Below are 24,373 nucleotides of genomic sequence, written 5' to 3'. Positions count from 1 at the left end.
AATTCCTCCCTATTCCTGTCTTCCGGACGCTGTCAGATTGTTTTTCATTCTCCCTGTGCGACAATAACAATCAGACGCCAGGTATAGTAGAAATTCTCTTCATCAATGTAATATACATAAGTCAGCTCGTTGGCATCCCCGATATCGATAAACGCGTCTGCCCCTTCCGGACGATACTGCCACTGGAATGTGCAGATATCATCATCCTTGAAATTGATCAGTTCCGCTTTCATCGTAATCTCGGTTCCGATCGGTATCGAGAGCATGCCCCAAAGTGACGATGTAACCTCAACACTTCGTGCCGGCAGTTCTTCTTCCTCTTCCTCATCTTCCGTTTCGGGCTTCTGGTTAATGATCACATCATCCCAGCGGATGTACCGGACCGGGGTTTCTTCGTCTGTCCTGTAGATTTCCGCCCAGCCTTCTGTCTCTGTGGGAATAACCCACAGCTCGGTTCCGGCTTCCAGATGTTCCACCGGCTCAGCGCCTTCTTCCGTGCTTTCGTAAACATCCGCGCCTTTGCTCATAACCACCTGGGTTCCGTAATAACCAAGCGCCAGCAGTTCTTCAGGATCCGGCAGGATTTCAGCCTCCTCTTCCGGCTCTTCCTCCCGTTCCTCTTCCTGTGTTTCCTCTTCGCTGTCTTTATTCTCTTCTTCGTTAGTTACATCTGCATTTTCAGCGCCTTCGGATTTCTCTTCAGCGTCTTCGTTCTCATCCGGTTCTTCCACATTTGCAGTTTCTTCCAGTTCTGCAGGAGTTTCGGACTCTTCTGTCAGCGCATCCTCGCTTTCACCTTCCGGATCGGTATTATCTTCATCAGGATTCTGTTCTACTTCTTCGGCATCTTCCGTTTCTTCGTGAAGATCCTCAGGGATTTCTTCAGCAGCTATGATCAGCCGGAACGTTTCGCTCACGGTGCCGTCCTGCAGCACGAAGCGGTATTCATTGCCTTCGGCGGCTTCTATCGTCAGGTGACTGCCGTATCCGGCTTTCTTCCAGGCGCCCTCTTCCACTTCTTCATTCCGTACATACCAGGTCGGCACACCGTCCAGTTCCGGTTCGGCGTTTGCTTTCAGGGTAATGGTTTCTCCGGTCTGGTCATCTTCGGTGCTGATCCAGGCATGGACGGTATTTTCTTCTTCGATAATCTCCGTAATGGTGATATCATTCGGCTCTTCCGGATTGGTTTCTTCTTCGTTTGTTTTTTCCACGTTTTCAGGCTCTTCGTCCACAGGTTCTTCGTCTTTGGTTTCTTCTGCGGGCTCTTCTTCTGCGGGTTCTTCTTCTGCGGGTTCTTCTTCGTCCCCGTCCTCCTGCTCCGCAGCTGCCTCTTTCCAATGGACGGCTGTCAGGGTGAAGTCTGCATCAAACGGGGATGTGATCACAAAGATGTAATCGGTATCCGGAGCGATATAGGCTTCGAACTGCAGGTCAATGCTGCCGCTGTCCGCGTCTTCCTTTTCGACCCGGACCAGCTTCTTATCCTTTTCATTGAAGAGGACCTTCACTCCCTCGGTGTCTGCAGGCTGGCCGTTCTTCGGGCTCAGCACCAGGGTCACCAGGATGTTGGCATACCGGTCTGAATGCAGGACAATGGTGAAATCCTCGCCTGCCTTCAGGGTGCCTTTATATCCGGGAATGCCAAACAGAAGCTCCGGGATTCCCGATCCGGGAATCGTTTCTTCCCCTGGTTCTTTCGTTGGCTCTTCTCCCGCCGGTTCTTCCGGAACGGGTGTCAGGTCGGTCGGCGTTGCCACGCCGTCTTCCGCCAGGGTCATGGCGGGCAGCATGCACGCGATCATCGAAAGTACACAGGCGATTGCAATCCACTGCTTCCAGGTCTTCTTCATTGGTCTTCCTCCCAAGATTGTTTTGCTCGGTTTATCCCTGAATTTCAGTTGCGTTTCTTCTTTAACGTATATACCGTAGCATAGTGTGTCCAACAGTTGTCCATCTTTTGGCGTGCAAATTTGGGGCTCTGAGGCGATAAATAATAACGTTTTCATGATCTGCTTTGCTTTTCGCCTTGTTTTTCGGACTTTTCATTTCCTGACAGATGTCAAACGTTTGCATTTCTGGCTGGATCAGGTTATGGTTGTTAACGAATCGTCATATCTGTTCATTCGTTCTTCGTATTTATCCCCGTTTTTTTGTCTGGTTTCTTCAATACTATTTCAAATTATAGTATATCACTATATTGTCTTTATTTCAACATACAACTCAAATATAAACAATGATTTGCCTGTGCTTGCTGATTCCGGCCGTTTTCCGAACCTTATTGGATGAATATTACTAAAATGTTAAGCGCAAACGTTTCCCGTGCCGCGTGTTCCCTGCCGGATTGTTCGGAAAAGCGAAACTGCCGGGTAACTGGTTGTCCGGAGGCACAAAAAAGCGCCCATTCGGGCGCTTAAGGGAATTTGTTTTTGGATCAGTCGAAGCAGTCGCCGACGTGGTTGATGATCGTCTCGACACCCAGGGGGGTATCATATCCTTCGAAGACCTTCCATGTGCCGGACGGCATCTTCTTCGGCTTCATGCTTTCCGGAATCTCAGGAATCCGGAACAGCTCGTTCGTGAATGTGGTCACGGTGCCGGTCGTGCTGACGCTCTGCAGCTGGTAGCCCAGGACGTTCTGTTCCGTCCATGTGTACCGGGCTTCCTGACCGTTCAGCCGCTTCGGCAGTCCAGTAATGGTGGCTTGCCAGCCGTTGGCCTTGTTCAGGGTAACAGTCTTTCCGTTGCTCAGCGTCATGCGGATGCTCTTTGGCCGGATTCCCTGGCGGTTATTGTCGTCATCCCATACCTTCCGTACGGTGGCCGTGGTGGTTTCAGGCCGGTAGATGTTCCGGATCGTAAATCCGTTCACCTTGCAGATGTAATCCGTCACCGGGTCCTCCGTTACGGAGTAGGTGATCCCTTTGCCGCGTGCAGTCTTCGGCAGGTTGGTGAAGGTGTACTTCCATCCGTTTTCTGCCTTCAGCACTGCCGTCCGGATCTTCTCGCCGCCGGCGAGCAGGTGGACTGTCACGTTTTCGGGGCGGTTGCCGTCCCGGTTGTCGTTGTCCTCCCATACCTTCCGTACGGTGATATCCCGCAGTTCAGTTTCCGGTGTTTCCTCCTTTTCCGGAATCTCAATGTCGAATGTCTTCCGGATCACGAGGCTGCCGCGCTCCACTGCGCTGGTGTTCACAAATCCGGAGCCGGCGTCTCCGGTCGTTACCGACCGGTATGCGTCCGGCACGTCCAGCACTCTCACCGTGTACACGGTTTCTCGGCCGCCTCTGTTCTTCTTCACGTCGGTCCAGGTATGCTTCCATCCTTCTTTGGCGTTCAGGATTACTTCATCCCCGCACGGTTCTCCGTCTTCATACAGCTGAACGCGGATCTGGTCGGGCCGTGTTCCGTATGCGTCATCCTTGTCTTCCCACTTCTGTTCGAAGCGGATTTCGGTCACTTCCGGATCCCGGGAATTCGTCAGGGTGGTCAGGGTTCCTTTCGTCACGCTGCCGGTCAGCTTGTATCCGCTGCCGGGATCGCGTTCCGTCCAGGTATATGCGATTGTCTTGCCCTCTGCGTCTGCCTCGGGCAGGTTGCGGATCACTGCCATCCAGTGGCTTTCCTTGGTCAGGTCGATTGTCCGGATCACGGCGCCGTTCGCCAGCAGGTCTACGGTCACCTTCAGCGGCCGGACTCCGTCGCGGTCGTTTTCGTCGTCCCAGGCCTTCTTCAACGCGGAGCTGGTTGTCCGGGTTTTCCGCTCAATCCGGTTGATGAAATCAGCCTGTCCGAAGCCTTCATGGATCGTTCCGTTGTCGCCGGTCTTTTCCACGGTGAAGCCGTCTTCATCCTTCTGGGTCACCGTATACTTGGTGTCTACCGGGAGATCCGTGATGGTGGCTTTCTCGCCGTCCTTCAGGGTAATCTTCGCGGCACCGTCTTCGAATGTCACGTCACCGTACGTCCCGTTGATTGTCTTGTCTTCCAGTTCGATCGTGAACTCGAAATCCTTTTCCTTGTCGGAGTCGTCATCGCTGATCACGGTGTTGGTGATCACCAGGTCAACCGTCTTGGTTTCCTTCGTATTGACGAAATCCGCCTGGCTCGGGTCTTCGCTGATCGTTCCGGTGTCGCCGGTCTTTTCCACGGTGAAGCCGTCTTCATCCTTCTGGGTCACCGTATACTTGGTGTCTACCGGGAGATCCGTGATGGTGGCTTTCTCGCCGTCCTTCAGGGTGATCTTCGCGACGCCGTCTTCGAATGTCACATCGCCGTACGTGCCGTTGATCGTCTTGTCGTCCAGCTCGATCGTGTATTCGAATTCCTTGTCCTTGTCGGCGGGATCGTCGCTGATCACGGTATTGGTAATCACCAGGTCTCCGGTCTTCCGGATCAGATCATCCTTGATCAGGATATATCCGTCTTCAACTTCCGTTCCGCCGGACGTCACCTTGCCGGTTTTGTCAATCGTGAACTTCGTGTCCGCCGCAATTGCATATCCTTCCGGTGCAACCGTCTCACGCAGCGTATACTCGGTTCCGGTCTTCAGGCCCTCGATCACATGCGGTTCTTTTGCAGAAATCCATTCCTCGGCAACTTTGCCCTGGCTGTCGATGATCTGGATTGTTGCACCTTCCAGCTCTTCGCCGTCCGCGATATCCACCTTGCTTACGGAGATCTTTGTCATGGCGTCCTTCACCACGATCTCCGTACTTCCGTTCGCATTCGCGCTCCGCTTTCCGGTAATCATTACCATTCCCGTCTGATCAATCGTGAAGGCAATGTCCGTCGTCACCGTATATCCGGTCGGAGCCACCGTCTCACGCAGCGTATACCCTTCTCCGGTCTTCAAGCCTTCGATGGTATGAGCTGTCGCTGTGGAATCCCATTCCTCGACTGCCTTACCGGTATTGTCGATCACCTGAAAATGCGCGCCTGCCAGTTCTTCTCCGCTTTCAATGTCTTTCTTGGTTACGGCCACCTTCGTCAACGCATCTTCCACCAGCAAAATGTCATCCTCGGTCACCGATCCGGTCGAAGTCACCTTGCCATTCTCATCGATGGTGAACTTCGTATCTGTCGCGGTTGTGTATCCTTCCGGAGCCACGGTCTCACGCAGTATATACTTTTCGCCGGTCTTCAGGCCTTCGATGGTATGGGCTTCATCTGTGGAGACCCACTCTTCGACCACGTTGCCTTCGCTGTCGATAATCTGGATCGTCGCGCCAGGCAGTTCTTCGCCGTCCGCGATGTCGACCTTGCTCACTTTGACGCTGGTCTTGCTGTCTTCCACCAGCAGGACGCCGTCTTCGGTCACAGTACCGGTCGTCGTTACCTTTCCGGTCTCATCGATGGTGAAGGTCGTTTCAGTTGCGATGGTATAGCCTTCCGGAGCTACAGTTTCCTTCAGCGTATACTCTTCGCTGGTTTTCAGGCCTTCGATCTCATGCGTCTCATTCATCTTGGACACCCAGCAATCTACCTGCTTGCCTTCGCTGTCCAGAACAATGATAATTGCGCCTTCAAGTTCTTTACCATTCGCAATATCCGTCTTGTTGATGACGACCTTAGTCAGCGCGTCATTGATCAGCAGCGCTCCATCTTCGGTCTTCGTACCTGTGGTGCTTACGTTGCCCTGCTTGTCAATGCTGAACGTCGTATCCGCCGCAATCGTATAACCCAGAGGCGCTACTTCTTCATGCAGCGTGTACGTCTTGCCTGTCTCCAGACCGCTGATCTTTACAGGTTTCTCGCCGGAAGTCCATTCCTTGACGACATTGCCTTCGCTGTCCAGAATCTGGATCGTCGCTCTGGGCAGTTCTTCTCCCTTTGCGATATCCTGCTTGCTGACGGTCACTTCCGTCAGCGCGTCATTGATCAGCAGCGCTCCGCCTTCGGTCTTCGTGCCCGTGGTGCTTACGTTGCCCTGCTTGTCAATGCTGAACGTCGTATCCGCCGCAATCGTATAGCCCAGAGGCGCCACTTCCTCATGCAGCGTGTACGTCTTGCCTGTCTCCAGGCCACTGATCTTTTCAGGCTTATTGCCGGAAGTCCATTCCTTGACGACGTTTCCTTCTTCATCCAGAATCTGGATCGTCGCTCCGGGCAGTTCTTCTCCCTTTGCGATATCCTGCTTGCTGACGGTCACTTCCGTCAGCGCGTCATTGATCAGCAGCGCTCCGCCTTCGGTCTTCGTGCCCGTGGTGCTTACGTTGCCCTGCTTGTCAATGCTGAACGTCGTATCCGCCGCAATCGTATAGCCCAGAGGCGCCACTTCCTCATGCAGCGTGTACGTCTTGCCTGTCTCCAGGCCACTGATCTTTTCAGGCTTATTGCCGGAAGTCCATTCCTTGACGACGTTTCCTTCTTCATCCAGGATCTGGATTGTCGCGCCAGGCAGTTCTTCTCCTTTGGCAACATCCTGCTTGCTGACGGTTACTTCTGTCAGCGCGTCATTGATCAGCAGCGCTCCGCCTTCGGTCTTCGTACCTGTGGTGCTTACGTTGCCCTGCTTATCAATGCTGAACGTCGTATCCGCAGCGATCGTGTAGCCCAGAGGCGCCACTTCTTCATGCAGCGTGTACGTCTTGCCTGTTTCCAGGCCGCTGATCTTTACAGGCTTCTCGCCGGAAGTCCATTCCTTGACGACGTTTCCTTTTTCATCCAGGATCTGGATTGTCGCGCCAGGCAGTTCTTCTCCTTTGGCGATATCCTGCTTGCTGACGGTTACTTCCGTCAGCGCGTCATTGATCAGCAGCGCTCCGCCTTCGGTCTTCGTACCCGTGGTGCTTACGTTGCCCTGCTCGTCAATGCTGAACGTCGTATCCGCAGCAATTGTGTAGCCCAGAGGCGCCACTTCTTCATGCAGCGTGTACGTCTTGCCTGTCTCCAGACCGCTGATCTTTACAGGTTTCTCGCCGGAAGTCCATTCCTTGACGACGTTTCCTTTTTCATCCAGGATCTGGATCGTCGCTCCGGGCAGTTCTTCTCCCTTTGCAATATCCTTCTTGCTGACAGTTACTTCCGTCAACACGTCATTAATCAGCAGCGCTCCGCCTTCGGTCTTCGTACCCGTGGTGCTTACGTTGCCCTGCTCGTCAATGCTGAACGTCGTATCCGCGGCAATCGTGTAGCCCAGAGGCGCTACTTCTTCATGCAGCGTATACGTCTTGCCTGTCTCAAGCCCACTGATCTTTACAGGCTTCTCGCCGGAAATCCATTCCTTGATGACGTTTCCTTTTTCATCCAGAATCTGGATCGTCGCTCCGGGCAGTTCTTCTCCCTTTGCAATATCCTTCTTGCTGACAGTTACTTCCGTCAGCGCGTCATTGATCAGCAGCGCTCCGCCTTCGGTCTTCGTACCCGTGGTGTTTACGTTTCCCTGCTTATCAATGCTGAACGTCATATCCGCGGCAATTGTATAGCCCAGAGGCGCTACTTCCTCATGCAGTGTGTACGTCTTGCCCATCTCCAGGCCACTGATCTTTTCAGGTTTATTGCCGGAAGTCCATTCCCTGACGACGTTTCCTTCTTCATCTAGGATCTGGATTGTCGCTCCGGGCAGTTCTTCTCCTTTGGCGATATCCTGCTTGCTGACGGTCACTTCCGTCAGCGCGTCCTCAATCAGGATATATCCGTTCTCTACAATCATTCCTCCTGACACGACCCTGCCGGTATCGTCAATCGAGAACTTTGTATCCGCGGCAATTGTATATCCGTTGGGAGCAACTGTTTCACGCAGAATATACTCAATGTTCCGTTCCAGCTTAGCTTGGATCTCATGTTCTTTCGTTCCGGATATCCACTTTTCGACAACCACATATTCCTTGGTATCATCCAGATAGTCTGCGTCATCGCCGTCCGCGCTTGTCGCCTTCCGCAGCAGTTTGATCTCTGCTCCAGGCAGTTCTTTCTCTTCCGTCACGGCCTTCTTGCTTACGGTCACCTTTGTCAGGTCATCCTTGATCAGGATATGACCGTTTTCTACAACCGTTTCGCCAATTGTCACCTTGCCGGTTTTATCAATCGTGAATGTTGTATCTGCGGCAATTGCATAGCCATCAGGAGCAACAGTCTCACGCAGTGTGTATTCCTCGTTTACCAGAAGCATTTCGATGATATACGGTTCATCGGTGGAATCCCACTCATCGATGACATCGCCATTACTGTCAATGATCTGGATATGGGCTCCTGCCAGTTCTTCTTCGCCGGTGATATCCGTCTTGCTGACAGTCACCTTGGTCGGCGCGTCCTCAATCAGGATATGACCGTTTTCCACAACCGTTTCGCCAACTTTAACCATGCCGGTTTCGTCAATCGTGAACGTTGTATCCGCGGCAATTGTATAACCGTTTGGCGCAACTGTCTCATGCAGGACATATTCCTCGTTTACCAGCAAACCGGTTATGATATATGCTTCTGTCGAAGAATCCCATTCATCGACAATCTTCCCGGCACTGTCAATGATCTGAATATGTGCGTTTGGCAGTTCATACTGATCATTAATGTCAACCTTACTTACACTTACATGAGTAATCGTGTTTGTAAGGTTATAGCCATCCTGAATGAGCGTATACCCAGTCGGAACGGTTTCTGTCACGCTGTAGGTATACTCATATCCTTCTGCATCATACTTCGGCAGGGCTGAATATGTATATTTGTTCCCTTCCCAGGAAATCGTGGCATCGCTTACGGTCTCTTCCTCTGATCCTGCCTTCGAGCTCGTCCGCTTCAGCGTCAGCGTGACGTCTTTGTTGTTGTCATGGTCCTTCCCGCCGTCAATCCAGGTCTTCGTTCCGCTTACGCTGGTTGTGCCGGTGATTGTGTTCGTGAAGTTGTAATCATCTTTTACGGTCTTGTAGCCATCGATTGCAGCTTCTTCAACACTGTATTCATACTCATAACCTTCTGCGTCATACTGCTGCAGGTCGCTGTATGTGTAAGTGTCGCCATTCCAAGAAATCGTAGCATCGCTGACGGTCTCTTCCGTGGAGCCCGCTTTCTTGCTCGTCCGCTTCAGTGTCAGCGTGACGTCTTTGTTGTTGTCATGGTCCTTCCCGCCGTCAATCCAGGTCTTCGTTCCGCTTACGCTGGTTGTGCCGGTGATTGTGTTCGTGAAGTTGTAATCATCTTTTACGGTCTTGTAGCCATCGATTGCAGCTTCTTCAACACTGTATTCATACTCATAACCTTCTGCGTCATACTGCTGCAGGTCGCTGTATGTGTAAGTGTCGCCATTCCAAGAAATCGTAGCATCGCTGACGGTCTCTTCCGTGGAGCCCGCTTTCTTGCTCGTCCGCTTCAGTGTCAGCGTGACGTCCTTGGAGTTGTCATGGCCCTTTCCACCGTCCACCCAGGTCTTCGTTCCACTTACGCTGGTTGTGCCGGTAATTGTGTTCGTAAAGTTGTAATCATCTTTTACGGTCTTGTAGCCATCGATTGCGCTTCTTCTTCAACACTGTATTCATACTCATAACCTTCTGCGTCATACTGCTGCAGGTTGCTGTATGTGTAAGTGTCGCCATTCCAAGAAGGCGTGGCATCGCTGACGGTCTCTTCTGTGGAGCCCGCTTTCTTGCTCGTCCGCTTCAGTGTCAGCGTGACGTCTTTGGTGTTGTCATGGTCCTTCCCGCCGTCAATCCAGGTCTTCGTTCCACTTACGCTGGTTGTGCCGGTGATTGTGTTCGTGAAGTTGTAATCATCTTTTACGGTCTTGTAGCCATCGATTGCAGCTTCTTCAACACTGTATTCATACTCATAACCTTCTGCGTCATACTGCTGCAGGTCGCTGTATGTGTAAGTGTCGCCATTCCAAGAAATCGTAGCATCGCTGACGGTCTCTTCCGTGGAGCCCGCTTTCTTGCTCGTCCGCTTCAGTGTCAGCGTGACGTCTTTGTTGTTGTCATGGTCCTTCCCGCCGTCAATCCAGGTCTTCGTTCCGCTTACGCTGGTTGTGCCGGTGATTGTGTTCGTGAAGTTGTAATCATCTTTTACGGTCTTGTAGCCATCGATTGCAGCTTCTTCAACACTGTATTCATACTCATAACCTTCTGCGTCATACTGCTGCAGGTCGCTGTATGTGTAAGTGTCGCCATTCCAAGAAATCGTAGCATCGCTGACGGTCTCTTCCGTGGAGCCCGCTTTCTTGCTCGTCCGCTTCAGTGTCAGCGTGACGTCCTTGGAGTTGTCATGGCCCTTTCCACCGTCCACCCAGGTCTTCGTTCCACTTACGCTGGTTGTGCCGGTAATTGTGTTCGTAAAGTTGTAATCATCTTTTACGGTCTTGTAGCCATCGATTGCAGCTTCTTCAACACTGTATTCATACTCATAACCTTCTGCGTCATACTGCTGCAGGTTGCTGTATGTGTAAGTGTCGCCATTCCAAGAAGGCGTGGCATCGCTGACGGTCTCTTCTGTGGAGCCCGCTTTCTTGCTCGTCCGCTTCAGTGTCAGCGTGACGTCTTTGGTGTTGTCATGGTCCTTCCCGCCGTCAATCCAGGTCTTCGTTCCACTTACGCTGGTTGTGCCGGTGATTGTGTTCGTGAAGTTGTAATCATCTTTTACGGTCTTGTAGCCATCGATTGCAGCTTCTTCAACACTGTATTCATACTCATAACCTTCTGCGTCATACTGCTGCAGGTTGCTGTATGTGTAAGTGTCGCCATTCCAAGAAGGCGTGGCATCGCTGACGGTCTCTTCTGTGGAGTTCGCTTTCTTGCTCGTCCGCTTCAGTGTCAGCGTGACGTCTTTGGTGTTGTCATGGTCCTTCCCGCCGTCAATCCAGGTCTTCGTTCCGCTTACGCTGGTTGTGCCGGTGATTGTGTTCGTGAAGTTGTAATCATCTTTTACGGTCTTGTAGCCATCGATTGCAGCTTCTTCAACACTGTATTCATACTCATAACCTTCTGCGTCATACTGCTGCAGGTTGCTGTATGTGTAAGTGTCGCCATTCCAAGAAGGCGTGGCATCGCTGACGGTCTCTTCTGTGGAGTTCGCTTTCTTGCTCGTCCGCTTCAGTGTCAGCGTGACGTCCTTGGAGTTGTCATGGTCCTTCCCGCCGTCAATCCAGGTCTTCGTTCCGCTTACGCTGGTTGTGCCGGTGAGCGTATTGGTGAAGTCGTAATTGTCTTTTACGGTCTTGTATCCATCAATCTCGGCTTCTTCAATACTGTAGGTATACGCATACCCTTCCCCGTCATACTTCGGCAGGTTGCTGTATGTGTAAGTGTCGCCATTCCAAGAAGGCGTGGCATCGCTGACGGTCTCTTCCGTGGAGCCCGCTTTCTTGCTTGTCCGCTTCAGTGTCAGCGTGACGTCCTTAGAGTTGTCATGGCCCTTTCCACCGTCCACCCAGGTCTTCGTTCCGCTTACGCTGATTGTACCGGTGATCGTGTTCGTGAAGTCGTATTGATTCTTCTTTTCAGTCTTGTATCCATCAATCTTGGCTTCTTCGACACTGTAGACATACTCGTATCCTTCTGCGTCATACTGCTGCAGGTTGCTGTATGTGTAAGTGTCGCCATTCCAAGAAATCGTAGCATCGCTGACGGTCTCTTCCGTGGAGCCCGCTTTCTTGCTTGTCCGCTTCAGCGTCAGCGTTACGTCTTTGGTGTTGTCATGGTCCTTCCCGCCGTCAATCCAGGTCTTCGTTCCGCTTACGCTGGTTGTGCCGGTGATTGTGTTCGTGAAGTTGTAATCATCTTTTACGGTCTTGTAGCCATCGATTGCAGCTTCTTCAACACTGTATTCATACTCATAACCTTCTGCGTCATACTGCTGCAGGTTGCTGTATGTGTAAGTGTCGCCATTCCAAGAAGGCGTGGCATCGCTGACGGTCTCTTCTGTGGAGCCCGCTTTCTTGCTCGTCCGCTTCAGTGTCAGCGTGACGTCTTTGGTGTTGTCATGGTCCTTCCCGCCGTCAATCCAGGTCTTCGTTCCGCTTACGCTGGTTGTGCCGGTGAGCGTATTGGTGAAGTCGTAATTGTCTTTTACGGTCTTGTATCCATCAATCTCGGCTTCTTCAATACTGTAGGTATACGCATACCCTTCCCCGTCATACTTCGGCAGGTTGCTGTATGTGTAAGTGTCGCCATTCCAAGAAGGCGTGGCATCGCTGACGGTCTCTTCCGTGGAGCCCGCTTTCTTGCTTGTCCGCTTCAGTGTCAGCGTGACGTCCTTAGAGTTGTCATGGCCCTTTCCACCGTCCACCCAGGTCTTCGTTCCGCTTACGCTGATTGTACCGGTGATCGTGTTCGTGAAGTCGTATTGATTCTTCTTTTCAGTCTTGTATCCATCAATCTTGGCTTCTTCGACACTGTAGACATACTCGTATCCTTCTGCGTCATACTGCTGCAGGTTGCTGTATGTGTAAGTGTCGCCATTCCAAGAAATCGTAGCATCGCTGACGGTCTCTTCCGTGGAGCCCGCTTTCTTGCTTGTCCGCTTCAGTGTCAGCGTGACGTCCTTAGAGTTGTCATGGCCCTTTCCACCGTCCACCCAGGTCTTCGTTCCGCTTACGCTGATTGTACCGGTGATCGTGTTCGTGAAGTCGTATTGATTCTTCTTTTCAGTCTTGTATCCATCAATCTTGGCTTCTTCGACACTGTAGACATACTCGTAACCTTCTGCGTCATACTGCTGCAGGTTGCTGTATGTGTAAGTGTCGCCATTCCAAGAAATCGTAGCATCGCTGACGGTCTCTTCCGTGGAGCCCGCTTTCTTGCTTGTCCGCTTCAGCGTCAGCGTGACGTCTTTGTTGTTGTCATGGTCCTTCCCGCCGTCAATCCAGGTCTTCGTTCCGCTTACGCTGGTTGTGCCGGTGATTGTGTTCGTGAAGTTGTAATCATCTTTTACGGTCTTATAGCCATCGATTGCAACTTCTTCAACACTGTATTCATACTCATAACCTTCTGCGTCATACTGCTGCAGGTTGCTGTATGTGTAAGTGTCGCCATTCCAAGAAATCGTAGCATCGCTGACGGTCTCTTCCGTGGAGCCCGCTTTCTTGCTCGTCCGCTTCAGTGTCAGCGTGACGTCCTTGGAGTTGTCATGGTCCTTCCCGCCGTCAATCCAGGTCTTCGTTCCGCTTACGCTGGTTGTGCCGGTGAGCGTATTGGTGAAGTCGTAATTGTCTTTTACGGTCTTGTAGCCATCGATTGCAGCTTCTTCAACACTGTATTCATACTCATAACCTTCTGCGTCATACTGCTGCAGGTTGCTGTATGTGTAAGTGTCGCCATTCCAAGAAGGCGTGGCATCGCTGACGGTCTCTTCTGTGGAGCCCGCTTTCTTGCTCGTCCGCTTCAGTGTCAGCGTGACGTCTTTGGTGTTGTCATGGTCCTTCCCGCCGTCAATCCAGGTCTTCGTTCCACTTACGCTGGTTGTGCCGGTGATTGTGTTCGTGAAGTTGTATTGATTCTTCTTTTCAGTCTTGTATCCATCAATCTTGGCTTCTTCGACACTGTAGACATACTCGTATCCTTCCTCATCATACATCGAGAGGTTCGAATATGTGTATTTGTTTCCTTCCCAGGTAATTGCAGCATCGCTTACGTTCTCCTCCGTCGAGCCCGCTTTCTTGCTTGTCCGCTTCAGCGTCAGCGTTACGTCTTTGGAGTTGTCATGGTCCTTTCCACCGTCCACCCAGGTTTTCGTTCCGCTTACGCTGGTTGTGCCGGTAATGATGTTTGTTACATCGATCTTTCTACCATTATCAATCGTCATGGTATAGGTTGTCGTTATAACAAAAGCACCTTCCGTTTCAACGCAAACCAGATCACTGACTGTTTTTGAGACTGTCAGTTCATGTATGGATGTGTCTTTCTTATATCCTACCGGTTCTTTTGTCTCTTTCAGATACAGATTTACTGTTCCGCCATTTATTGTCAGCAGATAAGTAGACAGAGCTTCATCTTCAGTGTTGATTTCAAAGCTGCCGCCTTCATAGTCTGCAATCTTTTCTGTGCATCCGGAATCACTGTACAGCTCGAACTTGGCGCCAGACAGAGAATTACCATCCTGGTCGATCTTGTTGACAACAACTTTGTCGTTGACTGTCTTTTCAACAACCTTTTTCGTGTTCTGGATGACCTTACCGGCTTCGCCGTCAATCGTCATCGTGTACGTGGTCGTCGTTACCAGCTTGGTATGGTCTTCATTCCAGGCGGTATCCTTCGTTGCACCGATCACAATGCTGTATTCGGTTGTGCCCAGTTCATATCCGGTCGGCGCTTTCGTTTCCTTCAGCGTCAGGGCTTTGCTTCCTCCCGCCGCCGGCAGGTAGCCTGCCAGTTCTTCATCGGCCGTGCTGATCTGGAATGAAGATTCATCCGCGCTGCCGTAGGTCCGGATCTCTTTCGTTCCGTCATACAGCATGAAGATCGCGCCCTTCAGGTCCGCTTCCCCATCCTTCTTGTTCACGGTGACGTTGGCTTCGTTCCTGGCTGTGCCGGTAATCGCACTGTTCTGGACATCCTGGCTGGCTTCGCCGTCAATTGTCATCGTGTACGTGGTCGTCGTTACCAGCTTGGTATGGTCGCTATTCCAGGCGGTAGCATCCGTTGCACCGATCACAATGCTGTATTCGGTTGTACCCAGTTCATATCCGGTCGGCGCTTTCGTTTCCTTCAGCGTCAGGGCTTTGCTTCCTCCCGCCGCCGGCAGGTAGCCTGCCAGTTCTGTATCGGCTGTGCTGATTGTAAACGTGGAAGCATCCTCGCTGCCGTAGGTCCGGATCTCTTTCGTTCCGTCATACAGCATGAAGATCGCGCCCTTCAGGTACGCTTCCCCATCCTTCTTGTTCACGGTGACGCTGGCTTCGTTCCTGGCTGTGCCGGTAATCGCACTGTTCTGGACATCCTGGCTGGCTTCGCCGTCAATTGTCATCGTATACGTGGTCGTCGTTACCAGCTTGGTATGGTCGCTATTCCAGGCGGTAGCTTCCGTTGCGCCGATCACAATGCTGTATTCGGTTGTGCCCAGTTCATATCCGGTCGGCGCTTTCGTTTCCTTCAGCGTCAGGGCTTTGCTTCCTCCCGCCGCCGGCAGGTAGCCTGCCAGTTCTGTATCGGCTGTGCTGATTGTAAACGTGGAAGCATCCTCGCTGCCGTAGGTCCGGATCTCTTTCGTTCCGTCATACAGTGTGAAGATCGCACCCTTCAGTGCTGTCTCCCCGTCTTTCTTGTTCACGGTGACGTTGGCTTCGTTCCTGGCTGTGCCGGTAATCGCACTGTTCTGGACATCCTGGCTGGCTTCGCCGTCAATTGTCATCGTGTACGTGGTCGTCGTTACCAGCTTGGTATGGTCGCTATTCCAGGCGGTAGCTTCCGTTGCGCCGATTACAACGCTGTATTCGGTTGTGCTCAGTTCATATCCGGTTGGAGCTGTCGTTTCCTTCAGTATCAGGGCTTTGCTGGCTCCCGCCGCCGGCAGGTAGTCCGCCAGTTCTGTATCGGCTGTGCTGATTGTAAACGTGGAAGCATCCTCGCTGCCGTAAGTCCGGATCGTTTCCGTGCCGTCATACAACGTGAAGGTCGCGCCCTTCAGGTCCGCTTCCCCATCCTTCTTGTTCACGGTGACGCTGGCTTCGTTCCTGGCTGTGCCGGTAATCGCGCTGTTCTGGATATCCTGGCTGGTTTCACCATTGATCGTCATCGTGTACGTGGTCGTCGTTACCAGCTTGGTATGGTCGCTATTCCAGGCGGTAGCTTCCGTTGCGCCGATTACAACGCTGTATTCGGTTGTACCCAGTTCATATCCGGTCGGCGCTTTCGTTTCCTTCAGCGTCAGGGCTTTGCTGGCTCCCGCCGCCGGCAGGTAGCCCGCCAGTTCTGTATCAGTTGTGCTGATTTCGAACGAAGATTCATCTGCGCTGCCGTAGGTCCGGATCTCTTTTGTTCCGTCATACAGCGTGAAGATCGCGCCCTTCAGGGCCGCTTTTCCGTCCTTCTTGTTCACGGTGACGCTGGCTTCGTTCCTGGCTGTGCCGGTAATCGCACTGTTCTGGACATCCTGGCTGGCTTCGTCGTCAATTGTCATCGTGTACGTGGTCGTCGTTACCAGCTTGGTATGGTCTTCATTCCAGGCGGTATCCTTCGTTGCACCGATCACAATGCTGTATTCGGTTGTACCCAGTTCATATCCGGTCGGCGCTTTCGTTTCCTTCAGCGTCAGGGCTTTGCTTTCTCTCGCCGCCGGCAGGTAGTCCGCCAGTTCTGTATCGGCTGTGCTGATTGTAAACGTGGAAGCATCCTCGCTGCCGTAGGTCCGGATCTCTTTCGTTCCGTCATACAGCATGAAGATCGCGCCCTTCAGGTCCGCTTCCCCATCCTTCTTGTTCACGGTGACGCTGGCTTCGTTCCTGGCTGTGCCGGTAATCGCGCTGTTCTGGATATCCTGGCTGGCTTCGCCGTCAATCGTCATCGTATACGTGGTCGTCGTTACCAGCTTTGTATGGTCGTCATTCCAGGCGGTAGCTTCCGTCGCGCCGATTACAACGCTGTATTCGGTTGTGCTCAGTTCATATCCGGTTGGAGCTGTCGTTTCCTTCAGCGTCAGGGCTTTGCTTTCTCCCGCCGCCGGCAGGTAGTCCGCCAGTTCTGTATCGGCTGTACTGATTGTAAACGTGCAAGCATCCTCGCTGCCGTAGGTCCGGATCTCTTTCGTTCCGTCATACAGCATGAAGATCGCGCCCTTCAGGTCCGCTTCCCCATCCTTCTTGTTCACGGTGACGCTGGCTTCGTTCCTGGCTATGCCGGTAATCGCGCTGTTGATTACGTCAACCTCTTCACCATCTGCAATCGTCATGGTGTAGGTCGTTGTCGTAATGAACTTGTCCTGTGCAGAATCATAAGCTTCGCTATCGGCTGCTGTAATCTTAACTGTCCAGGTTGTGCTGGATGCTTCATATCCGGCCGGTGCCGTCTTTTCGCTCAGCGTCAGGACTGTTTCTGCTCCGGCTGTCGGCAGATAGCTTGCCAGCGTCACATCATCCGTGCTGATCGTCGCTTTACCGGTCGTTTCGTCCGTGGTGTACGTCGCGATTTCCGTATCTCCGCTCTTCAGCTCAAACACAGCTCCGCCCAGGGCATTTGTTCCGTCCGTCTTGTTGATTTCAACACTGTCGTCAACAGTCGCCGTGCCCGTCTTCTTTGTATTCGTTACGTCAATCTCTTCACCATCTGCAATCGTCATGGTGTAGGTCGTTGTCGTAATGAACTTGTCCTGTGCAGAATCATAAGCTTCGCTATCGGCTGCTGTAATCTTAACTGTCCAGGTTGTGCTGGATGCTTCATACCCGGCCGGTGCTGTCTTTTCACTCAGCGTCAGGACTGTTTCTGCTCCGGCTGTCGGCAGATAGCTTGCCAGCGTCACATCATCCGTGCTGATCGTCGCTTTACCGGTCGTTTCGTCCGTGGTGTACGTGGTGATTTCCGTATCCCCGCTCTTCAGCGCGAACACCGCTCCGCCCAGGGCGTTCGTTCCGTCCGTCTTGTTGATTTCAACACTGTCATCAACAACAGCCGTTCCGGTCTTCTTTGTGTTCGTTACGTCAACCTCTTCACCATCTGCAATCGTCATGGTGTAGGTTGTAGTCGTAATGAACTTGTCCTGTGCAGAATTATATGCTTCGCTATCGGCTGCTGTAATCCTGACTGTCCAGGTTGCGCTGGAAGCCTCGTATCCGGCCGGTGCCGTCTTTTCACTCAGCGTCAGGACTGTTTCCGCTCCGGCTGTCGGCAGATAGCTCGCCAGTGCCGTATCATCGGTGCTGATCGTCGCTTTACCGGTCGTTTCGTCCGTGATGTACGTCGCGATTTCCGTATCCCCGCTCTTCAGGTCAAACACAGCTCCGCCCAGGGCATTTGTTCCGTCCGTCTTGTTGATTTCAACACTGTCATCAACAGTCGCCGTGCCCGTCTTCTTTGTATTCGTTACGTCAATCTCTTCACCATCTGCAATCGTCATGGTGTAGGTCGTTGTCGTAATGAACTTGTCCTGTGCAGAATCATAATCTTCGCTATCGGCTGCTGTAATCTTAACTGTCCAGGTTGTGCTGGATGCTTCATATCCGGCCGGTGCCGTCTTTTCACTCAGCGTCAGGACTGTTTCCGCGCCGGCCGCCGGCAGATAGCTTGCCAGTTTTGTATCGGCTGTGCTGATTGTCGCTTTGCCCGTCGTTTCGTCCGTGGTGTACCTCGCGATTTCCGTGTCCCCGCTCTTCAGCTCAAACACAGCTCCGCCCAAGGCATTTGTTCCGTCCGTCTTGTTGATTTCAACACTGTCGTCAACAGTCGCCGTGCCTGTCTTCTTTGTATTCGTTACGTCAACCTCTTCGCCATCAGCAATCGTCATGGTATAGGTCGTTGTCGTAATGAACTTGTCCTGATCAGCGTTATACGCTTCGTTTTTGCTCGCGGTAATCTTAACTGTCCAGGTTGCGCTGGAAGCCTTGTATCCGGCCGGCGCCCTCTTTTCACTCAGTGTCAGGACTGTTTCTGCTCCGGCTGCCGGCAGATAGCTTGCCAGCGCCGCATCATCCGTGCTGATTGTCGCTTTGCCGGTTCCTGCGGCGGTTGTATACGTGGCGATTTCCTTTTCCCCGCTCTTCAGCTCAAACACAGCTCCGCCCAGGGCGTTCGTTCCGTCCGTCTTGTTGATTTCAACGCTGTCGTGAACCGTCGCCGTATCGGTCTTCCGGGTATTCGTTACGTACAATCCAATCGAGCCGTTGCAGCTGATTGTATACGTTGTGGTAATGCAGTAAGCATCCTGTTCGATATATGTCTGGCCGCTGATGGATGCCGTGATCTTCACCGGATAAACGGTCGTACTCTTTTCATATCCGGCCGGTGCACTGATTTCCTTCAGATATACCGTGTTCTCGCCACCGTCGGTTGTCGGCAGGAAAGAAGCCAGTGCATTGTCATTTGTCCAGATTTTAAAGGTGCCGCCGGTGAAAGTCTTTATCTGTGACGTGCAGGCTGCATCCGAATATAATCCGAATGAAGAACCGCTCAGGTCCTGATTGTCCTGATCCACTTTATGCACAGTCAGGCAGGCATTGTTAATGATATGCCTTGTCCGCTCGGTATTGGTGATTGTCTTTTTATCCGTTGAATACGAGTTCGCTTCCGTCGCGAGGGCTTCTGTTTCAATGGCATAATAGGTCAGCCTGAAGATATTTCCGTCTTCATCCCGGTAGTATTCCGGAAGGTTTTCCCATGTATGCTGCCACCCGTTGCTCTGGTCAAGGGTAACAGGTTCACCGACCAGCGTATATCCGTCCTCTTCAATTTCACCCACAATGGTATCCAGTTGTGTCAGGTTGGACTGGATTGTAAGTTCCGGAGACGTGCTGGTAAAGCGGACGTCCGAAACGCCGTTTGCAGCAATCAGCTGATCAGCTGTGAACAGCTTCCGGATCAGGCTGGATGTTACTGCCCTCTGGGCAGCTGTCGCTGCGATAATCGCAGACTTGCCCCATCCCGATTCAAACAAGATCTTATGCTCACCGGATGTGTTAAATGTGAAGCTGATCGTATCCATATAGTCGTTGTTGGTATACTGGGTATTCGTCTGTCCGGACTGTCCGTTGGTTGCCCGGTAATTGGCTTTGAATCCCCAGCCGTGAACGGTGACCGTAACGTCGATCTTCTGTCCGGCTCTGAACTCCTGCGGTCCGTAAAGCAGTTCATCATCGTTCTGGCCTATGCTCTTCTTGTAGATCAGCAGGGTAACTTTGTCTTTTTCGGGTATTCCTTCCTCATAGTGTCCGGTATACCGGGCGGTACTCCCGGCGATAACCGTCCGCGTACCTTCGGGATTCAGTTTCGCATTTCCGCTGTTTGCCCCGTCAATGCGGTAAGTAACGCTGTAATCTTCCCCGTTTCGGAGGCTGGTGATTTCCCCTTCCCACTTCGTTGTCCCGTTCGGGTTGAGCGTGATGGAAGCGGAGTCGTTTCCGTTGTTTGCATTGGTTGCTGTAACGGTAACCGAGATGCCTTCGGGAACGTCGTTCCAGTTGATCACAACCGGGATCCTGGACGCACGCGCGTTATATGTCCCGCTGAATACCAGCTGGTTATTGTCATTGCCGGCAATGACAATCTCCTGGGATTCACCGGACGCATAATTCACCCCGATGGGCTTTGTCAGCGTTACGGTGTATGTTTCACCGGCCGTCTTATTCTTCAGCCGGCAGGTCCATCCGTTTCCGCTGTCCAGCCTGATCTTTTCTCCGTCGCTTGCTGTTGCAGTAATGTCGCCACCCGGTTCTTCCCCTCCCGCCCAGCTGATCTTCACTTCCAGGTCTTTCAGCGGCGGAATGTATTCTGCGCTCAATGTGAAGTACTGAGTATCATCGGTAATGATGACTGTGCTCTCGGCCGGGCTTACCCGCACGCTTCCATCATTGGAAGCCGCCGTCAGGGTATTTTTGCCGGCCGGAATACCGGTGAAGGCCGCACTCCAGTCGTTGCCTGCGTTCAGCGTCCTGGATTCACCGTTGAGCGTCACGGTAATGCTGGTTTCTTCCGGCAGTTTGTTCGTTCCGTCAACGCTCACGGTCAGGTTGCCCTTCGGGCTGGGCGCGGAGATGGCTTCTCCCTTCACGGCGATTAGCTGCACGGTTGCGGAGCCGGTATCATGGGTAACCTGGTTCCCGCTTCTGTCATGCCATATCTTGCTTACGCTGAAGCTTGTTTTGCCCGCGTCAAAGTTTGTAAAGGAAACATCGTCTTCTCCCGGAGTCCGGGTTACCCGCAGGGATCCATCCGAATTCTGGGAAACAGTCACTTCAACCTGCTTCGTATCAATTACGGTTTTTCCGGTTGCGTCTGTCTCCGTAATGGTATAAATATATGTTTTCCCGGCGTCCGCAATTGTATATTCGATCGATCCGAAATCAACCGGTATTAACAGTTTCCCATCTGTCGGTTCCAGGGTGATTGGTTCCGCGGTCCGGGGCATCGGGATATCCTTATTGTCCGGATTATCCTTATCTTCGGCGGTCACGGTAAAGATCCACTTGTCCCCTGCCTTGAACTGGGTCCTGGCGCCCGTAATCCCTTTGGCTGCCTTCAGTTCGGTTTCCGCCCGCCGGTACGTGTTGCTGAATTCCGCGTACTTTTTCGTCGAATCATTGGCATATGTCACAACCGGCTCGGTACCGTTCCGATCAACCGTCACGGAAACGTCCACCGATGTGTTGCCGTATTCCATACCATCCAGGTAATAGCGGGGATAACTTTGATCATCTGCGTATGTGATTGTCAGGAGTTTGTTCCCGTTTGCAGTGTCAATCGCGCGCGCGGTGCCCGGAATAACCTCACGGATCGTATAGCCGTATGTACCGGGATCACTGTATTCAATCGTGCCAAAGTTTGCTTCCACGCCGGTGGATTTCTTCACCTTCACAGTTTTCGTAAACGTTCCGGCCGTGCCGGCATTTCCGGCCTTAACCGCTGCCTCATACGTAATACCGGAGGCATTCATGGCGTCCGCCGGCATGGGCGGATATTTCCCGTCTGCACCTTTCTTCGGTGTCAGGACAAAGGAGAATTCCGTGGCATTACCCCACTCGTTGATGATCTTCTCCGCCTGCAGGTGGGCCGTCTGCGTATTCTTCGTCTCATTGTGGAAGGTGATGGAACCGATGGAATTCGTGTCCCGGGTCGCGTCAATTACGCCCATGAACCGGGAGTTGGATTCAGTTCCGCTGATATCGTTCTTCCGGAACCGTTCGATGGCGTGGGCTGCGTCCGTATAGTATTCCGGGAATGCGGCATACACAGCATTCTTGTACCCCATCTGCACAACCGTGATATAGTATTCCATTTCATCATAGAAATAGTTCCCGGGTGTGCCTTCTGCTTTTCCTTTTTCTTTAATCCTGAATACCCGCCCGTCCCCTTTTTTGAACGTATAGTTCATGGACTGGCCGTCGTTGCGGATGGTGGCCACCTTCTCCCAGTGGCTCTCGCCCGCATCATTCGCGTCGTTTTCTTTCCATCTGTAGATATCAAACTCGAACTCTTCGTTTTCTGCCGGGATCCGGCCGTCCAGCTTCTTCCCGAAGCTCGCATCCGCGTCCGCAGTCTCAGACAGGTTCTGGTTCCGGTTGTGCCATTCGTTGGACTGCTGCCGGCTGGTAATCGTGCCACCGGTAATCACCCAGCCTTCGCTGGACTGGGTAATGGTGGTTTGGGAATCCGCACGGGGAATCAGAAACATACCGATTGCTTCATCCAGCGTCACGGTCTTTGCGTTCAGCATGTTGAAAACCGTATTGCCGGCAATCCGCTGCCGCCCGGTGTCGCTTGCCCAGGATACGCCGTCCGTAAATGTATACTGGATCTGCCCGACCTTCACCGTATCATACGGGAGGTTGAAAACAACCGTCTGGTTGGGATACATTTTGATATGGGGGAACCCGCCGTTTCCGGTGAAAACACTCTCGATGTCTGATGGGTCAATATAGATGGTCTTTCCGTCCGGGAACTGCGTCAGGTCGATGTTCGGGGAGCTCGGCCTGTAAGTCGCTTCCTTTGCGCTCAGGGCGGCGGACATCGATCTTCCGTGGTTCAGGATCGGATTGACGATGGATTCGGATATTTTGCTGCTTGTGGACTCAACCAGGATGGTATTCTGGGTATTATGATCCACCTTCCTGGCATCTGCCTTATCGACGAACAGGATCGTATCCCGCGATGCGTTCATATGGAGTTTGCCTTCGATATGCGCTGCAGCGATCGCGCCGGTGTTTTTGCCCAGGTCCGGATCCACGTTGACCTGGTTGCCTTTATTGCATTTGAAGTAATTGGTGGCAAAGTTGGTCTCCATATGGCCAACCTGGTCAAACGTCTCCGCAGTGATGCCGTAATTGATTCCCGGTCCGAGCACTTGGGTGGGCGTCAGCGCTTTTTCCAGCGGCTTCACTTCCACCGTAAGCTTATGTTCAATGCTCAGGTAATATCCATCAGTTGTTTTTGTTTCAGTCCGCTGATAGGTAAATGGATTGTTCCCGATTGATTTAACCTCAGAATAAGTTCCGGTTTCTGGGCTGTCGGCTCCCGCAGAAACTGAACCCTGTCTGTTAGCCTTGATGACTGTCGCGGTAATATTTCTCCAGTTGGAGGAGAACTTCTGTCCATTGCTCCAGTCCTGGTCAAGTTCAATAGTATTGTCATCGTCAGTCTTCAGCTCAACCGTTTTGTAATACTGCCGGGTTCCGTCCATGGAGGTTGCTTCCAGCAGCAGGTAATACGTCCCTCCCGGGATCGTAATATTGGAATCTGCCGGATCAAATTCAATTTTGACCGTATGGGCGACCGGTGCCTTTTCCTGGAAGCTGATCTGGTAGTCCACAGTTCCATCCGCTACCGGACCGTTGCTGCTGTCCGGTGTGTAGTTGGCAAAGCTGCCGTTGATTGCCTCATTGTAAACATTAACCTCATAGGGGCTGTTTGCCCACTGCTGCAGGCTGCCAAATGTATCCAGTTTCCGTTTGGAATGAACCAGGCGGACCCGGATCCGGTTCTTTACTGCTTCATCCAGGCCCTGGTATGCAGTTCCGACATTTTCGGACGCTGAATATTTCCGGTAAGGCTCATTGCTGAATCCGGGAATGGAAACAACGGTCGGAGTGGCTGTGCCGGCAAATTCCTCCAGCTTATCGATATACCAGTAGGTATTGCTGGGAAGGGTGGAAATATTTGCTGCCGAGAAACTGCCGTCCGGGCCCACATCCAGCGCGATCAGGTAGTAATTGCCGTCCACGGCCGGCGCCGGGATTGGGTTGCCGTCCTTGTCCCGGAAGGTGATTCCCACGTCAAAAGCTTCTGTCTGCCGGTTCAGCTGAATGGAGATATCTCCCTTATTCTTTCCGGAAATGCTGGTAACATACTGTTTTCCGCCGGAAGTAAGGTTGTTTCCGGCATTTTTAAACGCGGTATCCAGTTGGTCATAATCCGGATCGGTGATGCCCTCCATATGCGCCACACAGACCCTATACATTGCATTGGGGTCATCAAATACTTGTCCCGATTGGGATATAAAGTCCTGGCTGTCATCCACCTTGTAGTATCCGGCACTATTGATGTCACTCATGGGGATACGCGCATAGGCTACGTCATTACCGCCGTTAAAGCGCCGGATAATGATATAGTCATTTGCCCCTAAAGCAGATAAATCCTCACTGCTGCCGTCTACGTAAACATAGAACAGCGATTTTCCCCCCACAAAGTTGACTGTTCCTGTAACTATTTCCTGCTCGCCTTCGGCAGCCGCGAAGCTGCCCGGCGCTATAATCGACACAATCTGGAACAGCGCCAGCAGGAGCGCTGTCAGTCTCCGTTTCATCTGCTTCATCCTG

Annotated in this window: 3 protein-coding genes; all 3 read right to left on the bottom strand. The window is 52.3% G+C overall.

What is annotated here, in order from left to right:
• Nucleotides 1-44: 44 nt before the first annotated feature.
• Nucleotides 45-1,853, bottom strand: a complete 1,809-nt coding sequence (locus tag JNO48_13295) for a hypothetical protein (GenBank protein QTE68144.1) — start codon at nucleotides 1,851-1,853, stop codon at nucleotides 45-47.
• Between the two features lie 581 nt (nucleotides 1,854-2,434).
• Nucleotides 2,435-9,355, bottom strand: a complete 6,921-nt coding sequence (locus JNO48_13290) for a Cna B-type domain-containing protein (protein ID QTE68143.1) — start codon at nucleotides 9,353-9,355, stop codon at nucleotides 2,435-2,437.
• A 65-nt stretch (nucleotides 9,356-9,420) separates the two neighbouring features.
• On the bottom strand, nucleotides 9,421-24,360 hold the full coding sequence (locus JNO48_13285; GenBank protein ID QTE68142.1) for a Cna B-type domain-containing protein: 14,940 nt from the start codon (nucleotides 24,358-24,360) through the stop codon (nucleotides 9,421-9,423).
• Nucleotides 24,361-24,373: the final 13 nt, after the last annotated feature.

It is taken from the genome of Clostridiales bacterium (genome assembly GCA_017569285.1).
Taxonomy (GTDB): domain Bacteria; phylum Bacillota; class Clostridia; order Christensenellales; family Aristaeellaceae; genus Aristaeella.
Note: the sequence above shows the minus strand (reverse complement) of the source record. Positions and strands in the feature narration are given on the sequence as shown.